The sequence below is a fragment of the Butyricimonas sp. Marseille-P2440 genome (assembly GCF_900091675.1).
Lineage (GTDB): Bacteria > Bacteroidota > Bacteroidia > Bacteroidales > Marinifilaceae > Butyricimonas > Butyricimonas synergistica.
The window spans coordinates 924,742-942,129 of record NZ_LT594609.1; the positions used below are offsets into that span (position 1 = coordinate 924,742).

Sequence of the window (17,388 nt, forward strand, 5' to 3'; positions counted from 1 at the left end):
GTGGCGTAATAAATATTTTTTTGTTATCATATTCTTTGAGGGTTAAAAGTTAACACTTAGGCTTACGGAATAAGTTTTCTGGATCGGGTAGTTAAAACCGTCATTACCTAATTCGACATCCCAGATCTTGAAATTCGTGAAACAAAATGGATTATTCGTGGTGAACGAGAGTTTCGCATTTTGTAAATTGATTTTATTCAACCATTTCTTCGGTAAATTGTACGCTAATGATAAAGCGGTACAACGAAGGAATTTACATTCTCGCATAAAATATGTACTTTTACGGACTTCTGTATTTTCTTGGTTATACCAGTTTTCTTCTGGATTATGTTGCGCAATTGAGTACGTGGAAAGGCGGGGCCAGAAAGTCTTTTTTGCCATGTTGTCTTCGCTCCAATGATCATCTGCAATAACTTTTAGCATTGCGTGGTCGCGATAGAATGGGCTGAGGGCAACCGGGTTCATGAAGAATGAGCGTTTCCCGGAACCTTGGAATGAAAAATTGAATTCCCAATTCTTGTAGTTAATAAAACCACTGAATCCGTAAACTAAACGTGGGTTTTCCGGGTAGCCGATGAAGACGGCATCTTCGACAGAAATTGTCCCGTCTCCATTTACATCGCGGTATTTAATATCTCCGGGCATTACGTCTCCATCTTGGCGGGGAGAGTTATCGATCTCTGCTTGATCGCGGAAAAGTCCTTCGGCTATATATCCTATGGATTGGCTGATTTCTTTGCCGGCTTTGCGTTGCCAATCCGGAGTGTTGATAGCTTCTTCTATGTTCTTGTAAGTGACTTTATTGTATGTTAAAGTTCCGTTTAAGATTATCCAAAAGTCATTGCTGAATGAATGTTGGATTTTACTGGAGATATCAAAGCCTCGTGAACGGGTTGAACCGATGTTGTCTAGTGGAGGAGCTTCGATACCTATAGTGGCGGGGATAATAACGCGTTGGGAGATGATATTGTGGCGAATTTCTTGATATATGTCAGCTTGAAGTTCGAATAGCCCGTTAAAAAATTTGGTTTCGATACCCAAGTTTGTTGTTTCAGCTACTTCCCATTGAATCTGTTCATTGGCGTAAGAAACCATGGCTTTGCGGTAGAAGAAATCTTGTGGGTAAGGTACCGGATCTTTAGTTCCTTGACTTGCCGCAACTGTTCCCCGAAATTCGGAAGAGTTGATCGTTCCCAGTTGCGGGAGGTACACGTAACGGGGAGTACTGATGATGCCGTCATTACCAACCCGACCGTAGGAGAGTCGGAACTTTAAGTAGGAGATTATTTTGGCGATCGGTTGCATCCATTTTTCACTGGAAGCAACCCAGGCTCCTCCGATAGAGGGGAAGAATCCCATTCGATTGTTTTTTGCGAAACGCTCGGAGCCATTGTATGAGCCGCTTGCTTCAATGAAATAACGGTCTTTGTACCCGTATGAGGCACGGGCAGAATAGTTAAGATTACGTTGTGGTTGCCCGTTCAGTACATCCGAAACGGGACTAAACGTGCGCTCGTACATTTGGAATACCCCTGTTAATGATGTTGAGTGATCTCCCCAAGCCGCGGTATGGTAGAGGCGACCTTCGTAAGTGATGCGGGTATCGCTGGAAGCTCCTTTTTCGGTTGCCGTCAGTGTCCTTGAAGATTGATTGTTATGTGCATCTTCAACGAGAGTGTGCTTGCCTGTTTCTTGGTCATAACTTCCCAAGTAATAAAAATAAGGAGTTGTCTTGAATGCTTGATTATATAATCCGCTTTGAACGAGTGATGCACTCAAGCGTAATTCCAAGCCTTTCACGAGAAATGAAAGGTTTTGGATGTATTCGGCTTTGTTGATCGTGGAGTAGCGGGTCCGTTCGTTGTATCCTAGTTGTACTAAGGCATAGGGATTTACGCTTCCATTGGTCCCGGCAGAGGTAGTCCCGAACCGGAGATGGGGCCAGCCGTAAGTTTCATCTCCCGGGTAGAGAGGTGCGAAGTCCACGGGGGAGGCATTGAATGCATAAGAGTACACGGTTTGTGTGTTTACCAGCGGACCATGGTATTTGTCCAAAGTAGTTGACGAATTGATTATTAACTTGATTCCTGCGTGTAAATTGATGTTCAAATTTGTTCGGAAACCAATTTGGTGATTCGAGATGTTGCAATCGAATTGATTCAAACGATCGGTTTTTAACATCCCTTGATCGTAATTATAATTGACGGAAGCGTAATATTGTATTACTTTAGAACCTCCTCGGATGGAAACTCCTGCATAGTGGTTGACGTTTTGTTTTTTAAACATGGTTTTGTACCAGTCATTTGCGGGATAAACCCAAGACGGGTATTTGCCAGAGGCTGTGCGGTTAATATGTTCCACGCTATATTTAGGGGTTGCGGAATTGGAACGACTAATGAGGGCTTGATTGTAGTATCTCATATAGTCAATAGGGTTTACGACCTCTATTTCTTTGGTTGGCATGCTGGTAACCATTTCGTAGCGGGCAGTCGTGTATACGCTACCTTCTTCTCCTTTTTTGGTCGTTACCAGTATGACCCCGTTAGCCCCTCGAGCCCCGTACATTGCCGTTGCCGAAGCATCTTTCATCACACTGAAACTTTCGATGTCTTCAGGAGCGATACGTGCCAAATCTAATTTGGAGGCTTCCACCCCGTCTAATAGAATCAATGGGTCATAATTTGCTTTAGATTGGAATGACGTAACACCGCGGATATAGAATTTAGTATTCATCTCTTCTTCTGTTAAAGCTACTGGCAATCCGCTTTGTTTCCAACCGATGACACCCGCTATTTTCCCGACAAATCCGGCGGTGAGGTCACTGCTGGAGGTCTTCAAGTCCATAGGACGCACTGTCGTGATGGAACCGACAACACTCTCTTTCTTTTGTGTACCGAAAGCAACAACGGTTACTTCTTCAATGTTTTCAGCCGTGGGATTCAATGTGATATTTACTTTTGTTTTTCCTTTAACGGGCACAGTTTCCGTTTTATACCCGATAAAGGAAACTTGAAGAATGTCGTCTGCTTTAACGGGTAGCGAATATCGTCCATCTGCATCTGTCGCAACACCTTGGGTGGTACCGTGGATGATGACGGTGGCACCGGCGATGGGATCGCCTTTTTCATCTGTAACTTTACCGGTTACATTGATTAATTGGATTGTTTTTCTCTCGCGAATCGAGATGAGGTTTTGTTGGATGGCGTATTCCAATTCTAATTTAGGAAGAATCTCGTCCAAGAGTTGTGTAACCTCTTTGTCTTTCACGTTTATTGAGATTTTTCCTTTAGATTTTGCCAATTCACTATTATAAAAAAAGTCATAATTTGTTTGTTTTTTCAGTTCTGCAATAATCTCGTTCAGGGTAACGTCTTTCATATCAAGAGTTACTTTTGTTTTTTGTTGATTTTGTGCGTTTACTTGAAGCGGGAGATATGTCCCGAAAAACAAAATTCCGAGAAAAAATTTAAAGATTAACATCTTTTGCGATGAATTCCAACTTCTTGGTAACGCATACTCTCGTTTTTTTTTCATAGATTTGTGTATTAATTATTAGACATAGATACATTCGTTTCTTGCAAGGAGTACGGAATGTATTTTTATTAGAATAGGTTGAAGATTGATCAAGTCTTCAGCCTATTTTATTTTCATTTCTTTTGTATTACAATCTTGCCATTTCCCATGATAAACCGGATGTCTTGAGTGTATTCTAGCATTTTAAACAGGGGACGGAGATCGTCGTACCGTTTCAGCCGCCCGCTAAACTTGATGTCTTTCACATCTGGGGTCGAGAATTCAATATTGATATTATACCATCGGGTGAATATTTGCATCAATTCTCCTAATGGCATATCCTCGAAATCATAATACCCTTCTTTCCATGAGGTAAACTGTTTCGTGTTCACTGGAAAGTATTCCGCTTTCCGGGTTGCTTTATTGTAAGCTACTTGCATCCCGGGCTTCATGATAAAATGATTATTCCCACATTGTGTTTCCACCCATCCTTCTACCAAAGTAGTTTTAATCCATGCGCCCTCGGGATAGGCGTTCACGTTGAAGGTTGTTCCCAGTACACGTATTGCCACATCCTCTGCCTGCACGATAAAAGGATGAAGAGAATCGTGTGCCACCTCAAAATAAGCTTCGCCGCTTAAGTATATTTCTCGCTTCTCCCCGGTAAATTGATCCGGGTAACGTAAGGAACTTCCTGCATTTAGGTATATTTTCGTTCCGTCCGAGAGTACCAGATTGTATTCCGCTCCTAATGGCACGTTCATCGTGTAATATTCGGGTTCCCGTATCTTGATTTTGTTCGATTCAACGATCAATGTTTTTTCCTTGGTTCTGATTTCTCCCGTGCTGTCGGATAGAATGACGGTTGTATTCTTGGAATCTAACAAACGTTTTTGCCCGTTGGGAAGAATTAGTTCTGCGGATGGTCTGGTGACAGATAATCCGGATATATATATTTGATCGAGAGCCTTCTCTTGTTTGCTCGAGTTCCCCCACCGGGAGATGCTGAAGATGCCGATTAGCAGAATGATACTGGCGGCACAGGATGACCATGTGATAAATCGCCGTCTTTTCCTTGTTTGAAGAACTTGGTATTGAATTTTCTCGAAAACGACTTCTTGTTTTTGATGCTTGTCTAAAATCTTTTTTTGGTGTTCTAATTTTTGTATGACTTCCCCGAATTTCTTATTCTGCCCGGATGCTTGTTTCCATTTCTCAAACATCTGCTTCCCTTCTTCGGTTAATGGTTCTTTATTCAAATAGTTAGCTATAATTTCGTCAATATCCTCTTTCATGATTTTATCAGTCTTTTCCTATATATTAAAAATATAGGAAAAGAGGGTGATATAAAATCAAACTTTTTCTGTTAAAAAAAATAAAAGAGTAAAGAAGAGTTCTTCCTGGAGATTTTCACGTAGGAACTTGAGAGCCGTTTTCATCTGAGTTTTCACGGTATTGATACTTGTTCCCAGCTCGTTAGCAATCTCCTGGTAAGTTTTGTCGTTCAGGCATGCCATGAGAAATACTTTCCGGCATTTATCGGGGAGTCGGTCTATCGTGTTGTACAACAATTCGATTTCTTCCTGATCCCTTGTGGGGGCATCATAGAGTAATTCCTCTTCTTCCTGTGCAAGGGAGGAATGAACGTCATATCTTTTTTTATTTTCTTTCAAGAAAAGAAGCGAACGGTTTTTCACCATTTTGAAAATGAATCGATCCAGATCGCCCGTGAACGAGTTGAGGCGTTTGCTGTTCCACAGGCAGAAAAAACAATCTTGTACAATATCTTCTGCTGTCTCCAAGTCGTTTAGTATATGATAACAATACAATAATAGATTATCATAGTACCGGTCGAAAAGAAGACGGAAGGCACCGCTTTCGTCCTTTTGAAAGGCATTTAATATCGCTTCAGATGGATTCATATAACGTTTTTGTGTCTACAAATGTAATGAACTCCAAGTTTGATGCAAATTTTTGCGCTAGGAATTTGTAATAATAGTTGAATTTAAAATAATTATTTGCATCTGTTTTATTAAAGCAATAAAACTACTTTCAGTAAGGAGAAGTCGAAAGGTGACTAAATAAAGAAACAAGGATGTTCAAAAACTATTGAACACCCTTGTTTCTTTATTTATTAGCTTTGAATTACTTCTTAGCCAAGTCGATCAAGATCTCGAGCACTTGGATAGCACTCTTTGATACTTTGGTACCGGGACCGAACACGGCGATAGCACCGGCGTCGAACAAGAATTGATAATCTTGGTGAGGAATTACACCACCCACGTAAACGAGGATGTCTTCGCGTCCCAATTTCTTCAATTCCGCGATAACGGCAGGTACAAGGGTTTTGTGCCCGGCTGCAAGAGAAGATACCCCGACAACGTGCACGTCGTTCTCGACGGCTTGTTTAGCGGTTTCTTCCGGGGTTTGGAACAACGGTCCCATATCCACGTCGAAGCCGAGGTCGGCGTAACCCGTGGCCACTACCTTAGCCCCGCGGTCGTGTCCGTCCTGACCCATTTTGGCGATCATGATACGCGGACGGCGTCCGGTCATTTCTGCGAACTGGTCTGCCAGTTGTTTTGCCTTCTGGAAGTCTTCGTCTTCCTTGGCAACGCTTGAATATACTCCACTCACGGTTCTGATAACTGCTTTATAACGTCCGGCAACTTTTTCACACGCGTCTGAGATTTCTCCCAGTGATGCTCTCTTTTTGGCTGCGTCAACGGCTAATTCAAGCAAGTTGCCTTCTCCTGTTTCAGCACATTTGGTGATGGCAGCCAATGCAGCGTCAACCTCGGCTTGGTTACGGTTAGCTCTTAACTCGTGCAAACGACGGATCTGAGCCTCGCGTACTGCCGTGTTGTCCACCTCAAGGATATCGATCGGGTCTTCTTTCTCCAAGCGATACTTGTTGGTACCCACGATAGTTTGTGTGCCACTGTCGATACGGGCTTGCGTGCGGGCGGCAGCCTCTTCGATACGGAGTTTCGGGATACCGGATTCGATAGCGGCAGCCATACCTCCCAGTTTCTCCACTTCTTGAATGTGAGCCCATGCTTTCTCTACCAGTTCCTGAGTCAGGCTCTCCACGTAGTAAGAACCTCCCCACGGGTCGATAGATTTGCAAACAGTAGTTTCATCTTGGATATAGATCTGCGTGTTACGGGCGATACGGGCGGAGAAGTCCGTCGGAAGGGCGATAGCCTCATCCAGCGCGTTGGTATGCAAAGATTGCGTGTGTCCCAAAGCGGCACCCATTGCCTCGATACAAGTACGTCCCACGTTGTTGAACGGATCTTGCTCGGTCAGTGACCATCCTGAAGTCTGGCTGTGCGTACGCAATGCCAAAGATTTCGGGTTCTTCGGGTTGAATTGTTTTACGATCTTTGCCCACAACAAACGTCCGGCTCTCATCTTGGCGATTTCCATGAAATGGTTCATACCGATAGCCCAGAAGAATGACAAACGAGGTGCGAAAGCGTCGATGTCCATTCCGGCGTTTACTCCGGCACGCAGGTATTCCAAACCGTCAGCCAACGTGTAAGCCAACTCGATATCGGCGGTTGCACCTGCTTCTTGCATATGGTACCCGGAGATAGAGATAGAGTTGAACTTCGGCATATTCTTGGAAGTGTACTCGAAAATGTCAGCGATAATCTTCATGGAGAATTTCGGCGGGTAAATATAAGTATTACGCACCATAAATTCTTTCAAGATATCGTTTTGGATTGTTCCAGACAATTGATCCAGGGTGGCTCCTTGTTCCAACCCGGCAACAATATAGAATGCCAGGATAGGAAGTACGGCACCGTTCATGGTCATAGACACGGACATTTTATCCAACGGAATCTGATCGAACAGAATCTTCATATCCATGATAGAGTCCACTGCCACACCGGCTTTACCCACGTCACCGATTACACGCGGGTGATCGGAGTCATATCCGCGGTGGGTAGCCAAGTCGAATGCCACGGACAAACCTTTCTGTCCTGCAGCCAAGTTACGACGGTAGAATGCGTTAGACTCTTCAGCGGTAGAGAATCCGGCGTATTGGCGTATTGTCCACGGGCGCATGGGGTACATTCCTGAATAAGGACCGCGTAAATACGGGGGAATACCGGCAACATAATCCAAATGTTCCATCCCTTTTAAATCTTCAGCCGTGTACACGGGTTTTACCGGTATCAGCTCGGGTGTCAACCAGTTCTTTTCGATATGATTAGCCTTTTCCCATTCTGCGGCAGCAAGGGTAGCTTTTTCTGTTGACTTGATATTTATATCTTTAAAATTTGGTTTCATCTTCTAATTTATGATTTATGACAATCTAAAATTATTTAATTCCCAATTTTTGTTGGTATGCTTTCAAGTCTTCCAACACGTTGCATTTCACGTGAACGTAATTCTTGATACCAATTTCTTCCAGTTGGGGTCTGCATTCCGGGTTACCGGCAACAACGATGATTGCCTTGTCTTTCAGTGCGGCATATACCTCTGGTGCGATTGTAGCGTATTCATCGTCGGAACTACAGATAACCACGATGTCGGCTTTGTTGTCCATGCAGGCTTTAGCGCCTTCTTCCACGGTTTTGAATCCGTTGTTGTCCATTACTTGGAATCCGGCACAAGCGAAGAAGTTGCAAGCGAATTGTGCTCTTGCTTTACGCATAGCCAAATTACCCATCGGGAACATGTAAACCACCGGACGGTGTCCGTTCTCTTTGGTGAACATATCCGTGCGGATACGCATAGCCTCGAACGCTTGAGTTCCGCGGTAGGGTTTCAGCGTTTCAACCACTGCATCGGGAGCCGTTTTGTCTTCCGGTTCGAGGATGCAAGCGCAAAGAGCCTTGTCCATCTTCTCGTTGAAGTTCGGGAATTGGTTCGTACCCAGGAAGTTTTCTTTCCGGTTGGCGATGTCTTGGTCTCTTTTCTGCGCGGTAGCTTTCACGGCTGCCTGAACGAATCCGGATTCAAGAGCTTTCACCATTCCGCCTTGTTCTTGTACTTGCAGGAATAATTTCCATGCAGCCTCGGCGATGAACTGGGTCAATTCCTCGATATAATATGAACCACCGGCAGGGTCAACGATCTTGCTGAAGTGTGATTCTTCTTTCAATAACAATTGTTGGTTACGAGCCACGCGTTCTCCCAGTTCGGAAGGATGGCACTCGTAGATATAGTCATACGGGTGAACCGTGAATGAATCGACACCGCCGAGGGTTGCTGACATAGTTTCCGTTTGCGTGCGGAGCATATTCACGTTCGGGTCGTATACGGTCTTGTTCCATTCAGATGTTTCTGCATGGATGTTCATCTTGCAAACACAGTCGCAGCAAGGATTGTAAGCCTTCACGATGTGAGCCCACAAGTAACGTGCTGCTCTCAGTTTGGCAATCTCCATGAAATATTTTGAACCGGTAGCGAAGTGGAAACGCATACGGGGAGCGATGTCCTTCACGTCCATTCCCGCATCGGTCAGTTTATCCAAGTATTCTACTCCGGCAGCTAGGCTGAATCCCAATTCCTGAACGATAGAAGCTCCGGAATTGTTGAAAATGTATCCGCCTATTTCGATGGTTTTGAAGTTTTTCAGTTCAGCGGTGCTTTCCGTGGTAGCCTTTACCACATCGAACGGGTGCGGGTCACAGAATTTGCCTTCCAGGACTAACTTGCTGATCGGGTCGATATTGATACCTCCCTTGATTTTCTCGGGGTTAAATCCTTTTTCTTTTACATATTCCTTGAACATATTCAGGATAGCCACTTTGTTGCAGCAAACGACAAAGTTGATCTCGATACATTCCAAACAAATATCTTTCAACAAGGCAGCCATATCGGCTTTCGTGAAGTTCTTGCAATTTGAAAGTACGAATCCGAGTGAATCAACACCCTTGTTCAGAACATCCAACGCTTTTTTATTCGCCTCGGCAACATCCTCTACCACGATGTCCTGGCGTACAAACCATTCGTTGTTGTCTTTCTTGTTACCTCTCACGAAAGGATATTCTCCCGGGAAGCACTCTAGGTTCTTGAGGTCTTTCAAGTCTTCCAACCGGTACATCGGTTGTACGTTGAAACCCTCGTTTGTTCTCCAAACCAGCTTTTTATCGAAGTCAGCCCCTTTAAGGTCTGCAATGACTTTGTCCTTCCACTCTTGTGTCGTGTTGGGAGCAAATTCATTGAAAAGCTTTTCGTTTACATTCTCTGCCATAATAGATTTTTATGTATTTATTCTGTAACTGTTTGTTATTAAAAACGAAAAGCAAAATTAGGTGTTTTTGTATAATAAAAAAAGAAATTCTTCTTTATTTCTCCCCATTGATCGCATTATAAGTCTTTTTAAGAGTTGGAAGGGAGGGTTAATTTTAGATTTAATGATTTCAGATTTTAGATCGTGTCCGGTAAGAGATTTCGGACGGGAGCCAATTTCCGGTTATGTCAGGTAGGTATTTTTTCTTCCGAGAGTTCGATTTTTTGGCAGAAAACTTCTTCCATGCGGGTAGAATTGCCAGTAACAAGTGCTTTTATTTAAAGAATTTTTGCAGGAATTCAAAATAACCTCAATCAATTTTGAATTGAGCGATTTTAGATTGAATGCTTGGTAAACTATCCCCTCCAACTCCCCCTGTGTTAAGGGGGAGTTGGAGGGGATAGTTTAGTTCTCCGCTTCGCTTTATTTTTTATTCACCATCTGATCCGCCAGTTTCACGGCTTCATAAGCGTTCACTATTCCGCCGGCGATGCAGAGTGACGAGAAAGGAATTTGTTCTCTCTCGCTGTATATGGAATATCCCAACCTCCGGGACACGGTATCGCCTCTCCGGGTGACAGCAGTCCGCATGATAATGTCTTTCACTTGAACGGCTGACAATTCCGGGTAATATGCCATCAATATCGCCGCAACTCCTGCCACCATTGGCGATGCCATACTGGTTCCGCCTTGTTGGGAGTATTTGTTCCCCGAAATCGTGGAATTAATCGCATCCCCCGGGGCGAACACGTCAACACGCTGCTGTCCGAAATTTGAAAAACTTGCCGGATTACCTTGCGCATCGGATGCCCCGACGATCAGAAACGAACTGATTCGTCTTTTTCCGATATAAGGATGGGGGTAAAGAATTACACTATCCACGTTGATTCTGCTATTCCCTGCCCCGCGAACGAGCAGAACACCTTTCTTCTCGGCATATGCCAACGCCTTCTGTACCCATTTCTCCCGTGGTGACATCCACTTCGAGAAACTCATGTTTATAATATTTGCCCCGTTGTCCACCGCGTAACGAATGGCATTCGCCACGTCCTTGTCATACTCGTCTCCATCCGGGATTGCCCGTACAATCATCAGCTCCACGTGGTCGGCAACCCCGTCCATCCCGATGCCCTTTCCCCGTTCGGCACCGATGATCCCGGCGACGTGCGTGCCGTGATCCCGTACCCGGATATGCAACGAAGCCGACCAAAGGGTATTGTTCCCGTAATAACGATCATTCACTTTTTCCAGATTATCCCCGATCTGCGGTCGGTGATCCTGCATGGGGCCGAACAAATCCGTGAACATTTTTTCCGCTTTCGCAATCTCTGCTTCGTTGCCTTCTTCTTTTGCCTTTTCCACTTCAAGATATCTCTTTCCCACGGCAGATGTTTGAAAAAGATCACGCAACCGGCTCAATTCCTTTTCTTCCCGTTTATTCCGTTCTTTCGAGAATAACTCATCGTAACGTTCACGATTCAGCATGAAATACCGGTTCCTCTCATCCATCCCTCGACCGATCACCGTGCCGTCGCTTTTGCCCAGGAAATTCCAGCCATGAATATCATCCACGTAACCATTCCCGTCATCGTCTATGCCATTCCCGGGAATCTCGTTCGGATTTACCCACAAATTCGCCTTCAAATCCTCGTGGTCTATGTCCGTTCCCGAATCAATGACTGCCACGATTACTTTCCTTTTTTTCGGTTTATTCTTTAAAAACTCGTAAGCCCGGTTGACTTCCATCCCGTACACGGAATCCGTTGAAAACGAGAGTAACGCCCAATCCAGAGGTGGCTTCTTTATCTCCTTGAAAATTGTCGAACCGGCACCTCCATTAACCTGAGCGGAACCCCTTCCTGCCATACAGAAAAGTACGGCTAAAATAAATACTGTGATCTTCATACCATTTATTTGAAATTATATATAACACACTCGACACATCGTCCATTGATGAAACAAGGATTGTATCTTTATTTTATTTAGAATACCGGAAAATCTTGAAAAGGTCTATCATGACTTTATGAATTAACTATTTTTTATATAGTCCCTACTTTCTTATCGATTGCCTTGTGTTTCCTCTTGCATTAGAATAATGCCCTGGTACAAGAGAATGTATAGGGGAGATAAAGCCTTGCGTGGGTGTTGAATTTTTTTTATCCGGGAAAACAGGTGTAGAATATTTAACAACCGGGTGAATTCCATGTGCTTGTCTTTTGTCGGAAAAATATTATTTCGTAATTTGCGACGTTAATTTTAAAAGCAAAAAACAAATGAAGAAAATTAGAGCAGCCATCGTCGGGTATGGCAATATCGGTCACTACGTGCTGGATGCACTGGTGACAGCCCCCGACTTTGAAGTAGCAGGAGTGGTACGCCGGGATGCGACGAATGTTCCGGCGGAGTTGAAAGACTATATAGTCGTGTCGGATATTGCTCAAATCAAGGATGTCGATGTGGCAATCTTATGTACCCCCACTCGTAGCGTGGAGGCTTATGCCTCTCGAATCTTAGCCATGGGGATCAATACGGTGGATAGTTTTGATATTCACACGGAAATTACCGGTTTGCACCGGCGTTTGGGTGAAGTGGCACGGAAACACGGGAAAGTTGCCGTTATTTCTGCCGGTTGGGACCCGGGAAGCGATTCCGTGGTACGTGCCCTCCTGGAGGCTTGTGCCCCGAAAGGAATTACCTATACAAACTTCGGACCAGGCATGAGCATGGGGCATACCGTTGCCGTGAAAGCCGTGAAAGGAGTGAAAGCCGCCCTTTCCATGACGATTCCCGTGGGTACGGGCATCCATCGCCGCATGGTATATATCGAGTTGGAGGATGGGTACGACTTCAAGACCGTGGCGGAAACCATCAAAGCCGATCCCTATTTCGTGCACGACGAAACACACGTGATGCAGGTAGAGTGCGTGGATAACCTGAAAGATATGGGGCATGGCGTGAACCTTACCCGCAAAGGCGTGTCCGGCAAGACGCAAAATCAATTGTTCGAATTCGATATGAAAATCAATAACCCGGCACTGACGGGGCAGATTCTAGTGGCTACTGCCCGCGCTTCCATGAAGCAACAACCGGGATGCTACTCCTTGATCGAGATTCCGGTGATCGATATGTTGCACGGCGATCGTACGGAGTTAATCAAACGTTTGGTGTAGCCCTGCCTCGCGAACATAGCATACACGCTTTGTAAGGTTGATCATAGAACCTTATTTCATGAACCCTACAGAAACCCTATTGCAATAGGATTTCTGTAGGGTTTCAATTTAAAACATTTCCTGTTTGGCAGTATATTTCAATAATTTATTCATATTGTCTAGATTGCAAAACAAAGTATGACTTTTTTATTACCACTAGGTTCTTGGAGGCTAAAATTACAGAGATTTATTGTATGGCTGACGATTTTTGCGAGGAATTTGCAATCCAATAAGAAAAGTATATGCTTAAGGATACATCCCATAAGCATCGTAACAAATCCAACCGGATGTTACTCCCATGGGCAATCTTCATCAAAGAGGTGCTTTTAGGAACCTGCACGGGTATCTCTTTGCAGATTTCACTCCCTTGCGTGTGTGCCGTAACCAATGAGTATTGATTCATAAGACATTTCAGTGGCTTTCCGAGAGGGGGAAATGCTCGATGGAATGGTTCTTTGGATTTGATTTTCTAATGTGTAACTACCAGATATGTATAGAAGTACTACATAAATTAAGTATTACACCTGTGTGAATTCCGTATTAATTCCGGTAAAAGTATTATTTATAAGTTATAGCTATACTATAAGAACGCTATTTATATAGGGTTCTTATAGGGTTTCTATAGCGTTCATGACGGAATTTATACGGAATTCACACGGAAGTAATACTATTTTCAGTATGGATTTTTACAGGTTATCACTATTATTCTCGCGAGAAACCTCTATTTTCTTCCTGTATTTGTGATTCTGCCATAAACTTCGTACTTTCGTTCCATCTATACTAGAATCAGGTTTCATGAATGATGAGAAATTGAAAGAAGAAGTTTGCGAGGCTTGCGAAATTTTAAGAAATGGTGGGGTAATTCTTTACCCGACGGACACGATATGGGGCATCGGGTGTGATGCCACGAACGAGGAGGCGGTGAGAAAAGTGTACGAGTTGAAGCGCCGGGAGGACTCGAAAGCGATGCTCGTGCTGCTGGATGATGTTGGGAAACTGGCTTCTTACGTGGAGGTGCCTGATGTCGCTTACGATTTGCTGGAAGTAAACGATAAACCGATGACGATTATTTACCCGGGGGCGAAGAATATGGCGAAGAATCTGATTGCGGCGGACGGGACAATCGGTATCCGGATTACCTCGGAGGTTTTCACGAAAGCGTTGCTTTACCGTTTCCGTAAACCTATCGTGTCGACTTCTGCCAACATCAGCGGGGAACCTTCCCCGAAGTGTTTTGCCGAGATCAGCGATACCGTGAAATCGGCTGTCGATTACGTCGTGGATTTCCGCAGGAATGAAACCGCTAATCCCGCCCCCTCGAGTATTATCAAGCTGGGTGCCGGAGGCGAGATTCAAATCATCAGGAAGTAGTTATTTCAATTTTCAATTGTTTTATGGCTTTAATTTTAAATATCGATACATCGACGGATGTTTGTTCCGTGGCAATAGCCCGGGAGGGTAACGTGATTGCGTTGAAAGAAAACGACGAGGGATTCAATCATTCTACTTTATTGGGCGTGTATGCGGATGATTTGCTGAAAGAGAACGGCTTGACGGCAAATGATCTGGATGCGGTAGCCGTGAGCATGGGACCGGGGTCGTACACGGGATTGCGCATCGGGGTTTCTCTGGCAAAGGGAATTTGTTTCGGAGCGGGCAAACCGTTGATTGCCGTGAGTACTTTGGAGGCTTTGGCGAATGCCGTTGCTCGAAGACGGGGCGAAGAGGGATTGTATTGCCCCATGATTGACGCTCGTCGCATGGAAGTGTACATGGCAGTTTTCGATCGGGAAGGGCTTGTCGTGTGGGATATCCATGCCGAGGTGATCGAGGAGGGGGCGTTTGCCGATTTGCTGGAAGGACACAAAATGTTCTTCTTCGGGAATGGGAGCGATAAGGTAAAAGATATTATTCGCCACCCGAATGCCGAATTTATTTCGGGTGTGGCGACTTCTGCCACAAATATGATAATGCTTGCCGAGAAGAAATTCAAGGCGGCGGATTTTGAAAATGTGGCTTATTTCGAGCCTTTTTACTTGAAAGATTTCGTGGCTACCGTGCCGAAACGGAAAGTTTTGTAAAATAATTTGTTTGATGGAAATAGAATTACTGACCCCGTCGCATTGGACGGATTACGAGTTAATTGATAGTGGCGCTTTCGAGAAGCTGGAACGTTTCGGACGTTACGTGATTGCACGACCGGAACCACAGGCAATATGGAATAAATCGCTTTCTGACGACGAGTGGCAACAACGGGCGGATGCTTATTTTAGAAAGGATAAGCGGAGCGAAGACCGGGGCGAATGGGTTTGTAAGCCCAAGATGGCACAACAATGGTTCGTGAATTACCGGTACGGGGATATGGGCATCCGAATGCGGTTGGGGCTGACTTCTTTCAAGCACGTGGGAGTATTTCCGGAACAGGCGGAGAATTGGAATTTTATATATGACCAGGTGAAACGCATAGGGATGGAGGCAAAAGTGTTGAATTTATTCGCCTACACGGGAGGAGCCACTTTGGCAGCAAAGAGTGCCGGGGCGGATGTCACTCATGTCGATTCGGTTAAACCAGTCGTGACTTGGGCAAGAGAGAATATGGAAGCGTCCGGCTTGGACGGTGTCCGCTGGATCGTGGAGGATGCCTTGAAGTTCGTGCAACGGGAAGTACGGCGAGGGAAGAAATATAACGGGATTATCCTTGACCCTCCTGCTTATGGACGCGGTGCCAATGGCGAGAAATGGGTACTGGAAGAAAATATCAATGAACTAATCACCCTCTGTGGGCAGTTATTGGAACCCACGAACAGCTTTTTAGTGTTGAATCTATATTCCATGGGTTTGTCTGCATTATTGGCCCGGAGCGTCGTTCGCCAATTGGTTGGGGAGTGTAGCGGCGAACAATTCGGCGAGCTTTATTTTACCGATTCCTTCGGAAAATCGTTGCCGTTGGGTGTGTATTATAGGTTATGGCGTAAATAAAAGAAGGTGTATGACACAAATTGTAAATTTAAAATTTTCAGAGTTGTGCTGATTTTCTTATCTTTGCATCCTCAATGAAAATATTAAATCTAAAAATTATAAAATAGATGGCAACTACCGCTGATTTTAGAAATGGATTATGTATCGTTTTCAAAGACGATCTATACAGAATTGTACAGTTTCAACACGTGAAACCCGGTAAAGGTCCTGCTTTCGTGCGAACTAAGTTACAGAACATCAAAACCGGTCGGACAATCGAGAATACGTTTACTTCCGGAGTGAAGATTGATGTTGTGCGTATTGAAAGACGCCCGTATCAATTCTTGTACATGGAAGGAGAGGATTATATTATGATGCACACGGAATCTTATGAGCAAATTCCAATCTCTAAAGATTTGATCAATGCCCCGCAATTCCTGAAAGAAGGTGATGCTGTTGAAATGGTTGTACATGCCGACACGGAAACTCCTTTGTATGTAGAATTATTGCCGACGGTTGTTTTGGAAGTAACCTACACCGAGCCGGGATTAAAAGGTGATACCGCTTCTTCTACCGCGTTGAAAGCAGCTGAAGTTGAAACCGGGGCAAGAGTAATGGTTCCTTTGTTCATTAATACCGGGGAGAAAATCCGTATCAAGACAGAAGACGGTTCTTACGTGGAACGAGTGAAAGAATAATTAGATTTCAATTTCTCCATTCGCTTCGGCTTGGAGTTTTTGGATGACCTTTTCAGCGGAGTTTTGCTCCGCTTCTTTTTTGGATGCTCCTAAGCCGCGAGCCATGATTTCTTCACCAATGGTAATCGTGCAAATGAATTTTGAGCGGCGGGCATTTCCCTCCAGCGTGTCGATTTTAAGGTCAACTTTTTGTTTTTGGGCCCATTCGATAAGGCGGCTCTTGTAATTCTTGTCTACATAAACAAGATCTTCCAGGTTGACATAGTGAGGGAAAATATAATTCTCGATAAATGCTTTCGTCTTGTCGTACCCTTGATCCAGGTAAATAGCCCCCGTGAAAGCCTCGAACACGTCCCCGTAAATGTGTTTGTTTTTGGAAATGTCCGACTTGGCAATCACTTCCTCGCTCAAACCCATTTTAATAGCGATAGCGTTCAATGATTCCCGGCTCACGATCTTGGAACGCAAGCGGGTCATGAACCCCTCGTCTTTATTGGGGAAGAATTTGTATAAAATTTCGGCAACAATAGCCCCTAGAACCGCATCCCCCAAGAATTCCAATCGTTCATAATTCAGGACGGTTCCGCTTTTCGTGTATCTTGATGCCGATTTATGCAATAATGCTAGGGTATACAAGCCTTTATTGCCGGGTACGAAACCCCATTCTGTAATAGACAATCCATAAAACTTTTCTTTCCGATGAAGATAAAGTTTTATGGATTGAATTATTTTACTAATCACTTTCCAAAGGTTTTAG

General features: G+C 44.4%; 12 protein-coding genes and 1 pseudogene. 6 read left to right on the forward strand and 7 right to left on the reverse strand.

Translation table 11 applies throughout. From position 1 onward, the window contains the following. Positions 1-42: 42 nt before the first annotated feature. The 6 genes from BN8899_RS09505 to BN8899_RS09530 form a co-directional block, all read right to left on the reverse strand. A complete protein-coding gene (locus BN8899_RS09505) occupies positions 43-3,534 on the reverse strand; it encodes a TonB-dependent receptor (protein WP_065219232.1) in 3,492 nt (1,163 codons plus the stop codon). Positions 3,535-3,647: 113 nt separating this feature from the next. After that, positions 3,648-4,808 (reverse strand): FecR family protein, encoded by a 1,161-nt coding sequence (locus BN8899_RS09510; RefSeq protein WP_065219233.1) that lies wholly within the window; start codon positions 4,806-4,808, stop codon positions 3,648-3,650. A 57-nt stretch (positions 4,809-4,865) separates the two neighbouring features. Further along, positions 4,866-5,435 (reverse strand): RNA polymerase sigma-70 factor, encoded by a 570-nt coding sequence (locus BN8899_RS09515; protein WP_065219234.1) that lies wholly within the window; start codon positions 5,433-5,435, stop codon positions 4,866-4,868. A gap of 223 nt (positions 5,436-5,658) precedes the next feature. Continuing rightward, positions 5,659-7,815, reverse strand: a complete 2,157-nt coding sequence (gene scpA / locus BN8899_RS09520) for a methylmalonyl-CoA mutase (protein WP_018337785.1) — start codon at positions 7,813-7,815, stop codon at positions 5,659-5,661. Positions 7,816-7,846: 31 nt separating this feature from the next. Then, positions 7,847-9,727 (reverse strand): methylmalonyl-CoA mutase small subunit, encoded by a 1,881-nt coding sequence (mutA, locus tag BN8899_RS09525; protein WP_065219235.1) that lies wholly within the window; start codon positions 9,725-9,727, stop codon positions 7,847-7,849. A 462-nt stretch (positions 9,728-10,189) separates the two neighbouring features. Further along, on the reverse strand, positions 10,190-11,671 hold the full coding sequence (locus tag BN8899_RS09530) for a S8 family peptidase (RefSeq protein WP_065219236.1): 1,482 nt from the start codon (positions 11,669-11,671) through the stop codon (positions 10,190-10,192). Positions 11,672-12,039: 368 nt separating this feature from the next. Here BN8899_RS09530 and BN8899_RS09535 point away from each other — a divergent pair, with 368 nt between their 5' ends. From BN8899_RS09535 to efp, 6 genes and pseudogenes are all read left to right on the forward strand, one after another. After that, on the forward strand, positions 12,040-12,936 hold the full coding sequence (locus BN8899_RS09535; RefSeq protein ID WP_065219237.1) for a diaminopimelate dehydrogenase: 897 nt from the start codon (positions 12,040-12,042) through the stop codon (positions 12,934-12,936). A gap of 233 nt (positions 12,937-13,169) precedes the next feature. Further along, positions 13,170-13,438 (forward strand): annotated as a pseudogene (locus tag BN8899_RS20390) (transposase); the annotation flags it as partial. Between the two features lie 332 nt (positions 13,439-13,770). Next, entirely contained in the window at positions 13,771-14,346 is a 576-nt protein-coding gene (locus BN8899_RS09540) for an L-threonylcarbamoyladenylate synthase (RefSeq protein WP_065219238.1), read from the forward strand. Between the two features lie 23 nt (positions 14,347-14,369). Continuing rightward, positions 14,370-15,056 carry a tRNA (adenosine(37)-N6)-threonylcarbamoyltransferase complex dimerization subunit type 1 TsaB gene (tsaB, locus tag BN8899_RS09545; protein WP_065219239.1) on the forward strand — a complete coding sequence of 229 codons (687 nt, stop codon included), beginning with the start codon at positions 14,370-14,372 and terminating at the stop codon, positions 15,054-15,056. A 13-nt stretch (positions 15,057-15,069) separates the two neighbouring features. Beyond that, on the forward strand, positions 15,070-15,954 hold the full coding sequence (locus tag BN8899_RS09550) for a class I SAM-dependent methyltransferase (RefSeq protein ID WP_065219240.1): 885 nt from the start codon (positions 15,070-15,072) through the stop codon (positions 15,952-15,954). Positions 15,955-16,061: 107 nt separating this feature from the next. Next, entirely contained in the window at positions 16,062-16,631 is a 570-nt protein-coding gene (gene efp, locus BN8899_RS09555) for an elongation factor P (RefSeq protein ID WP_018337769.1), read from the forward strand. Here the strand turns inward: efp and rnc are convergent, their stop codons facing one another. After that, positions 16,632-17,372: a ribonuclease III gene (gene rnc, locus BN8899_RS09560; protein ID WP_065219241.1), complete on the reverse strand. Its 741-nt coding sequence runs from the start codon at positions 17,370-17,372 to the stop codon at positions 16,632-16,634. Positions 17,373-17,388: the final 16 nt, after the last annotated feature.

What these genes read in the sequence shown, in the direction of transcription:
- BN8899_RS09505 (WP_065219232.1), bottom strand. Translation starts at nt 3,534, where the DNA reads ATGAAAAAAAAACGAGAGTATGCGTTACCAAGAAGTTGGAATTCATCG.
- BN8899_RS09510 (WP_065219233.1), bottom strand. Translation starts at nt 4,808, where the DNA reads ATGAAAGAGGATATTGACGAAATTATAGCTAACTATTTGAATAAAGAA.
- BN8899_RS09515 (WP_065219234.1), bottom strand. Translation starts at nt 5,435, where the DNA reads ATGAATCCATCTGAAGCGATATTAAATGCCTTTCAAAAGGACGAAAGC.
- scpA (WP_018337785.1), bottom strand. Translation starts at nt 7,815, where the DNA reads ATGAAACCAAATTTTAAAGATATAAATATCAAGTCAACAGAAAAAGCT.
- mutA (WP_065219235.1), bottom strand. Translation starts at nt 9,727, where the DNA reads ATGGCAGAGAATGTAAACGAAAAGCTTTTCAATGAATTTGCTCCCAAC.
- BN8899_RS09530 (WP_065219236.1), bottom strand. Translation starts at nt 11,671, where the DNA reads ATGAAGATCACAGTATTTATTTTAGCCGTACTTTTCTGTATGGCAGGA.
- BN8899_RS09535 (WP_065219237.1), top strand. Translation starts at nt 12,040, where the DNA reads ATGAAGAAAATTAGAGCAGCCATCGTCGGGTATGGCAATATCGGTCAC.
- BN8899_RS09540 (WP_065219238.1), top strand. Translation starts at nt 13,771, where the DNA reads ATGAATGATGAGAAATTGAAAGAAGAAGTTTGCGAGGCTTGCGAAATT.
- tsaB (WP_065219239.1), top strand. Translation starts at nt 14,370, where the DNA reads ATGGCTTTAATTTTAAATATCGATACATCGACGGATGTTTGTTCCGTG.
- BN8899_RS09550 (WP_065219240.1), top strand. Translation starts at nt 15,070, where the DNA reads ATGGAAATAGAATTACTGACCCCGTCGCATTGGACGGATTACGAGTTA.
- efp (WP_018337769.1), top strand. Translation starts at nt 16,062, where the DNA reads ATGGCAACTACCGCTGATTTTAGAAATGGATTATGTATCGTTTTCAAA.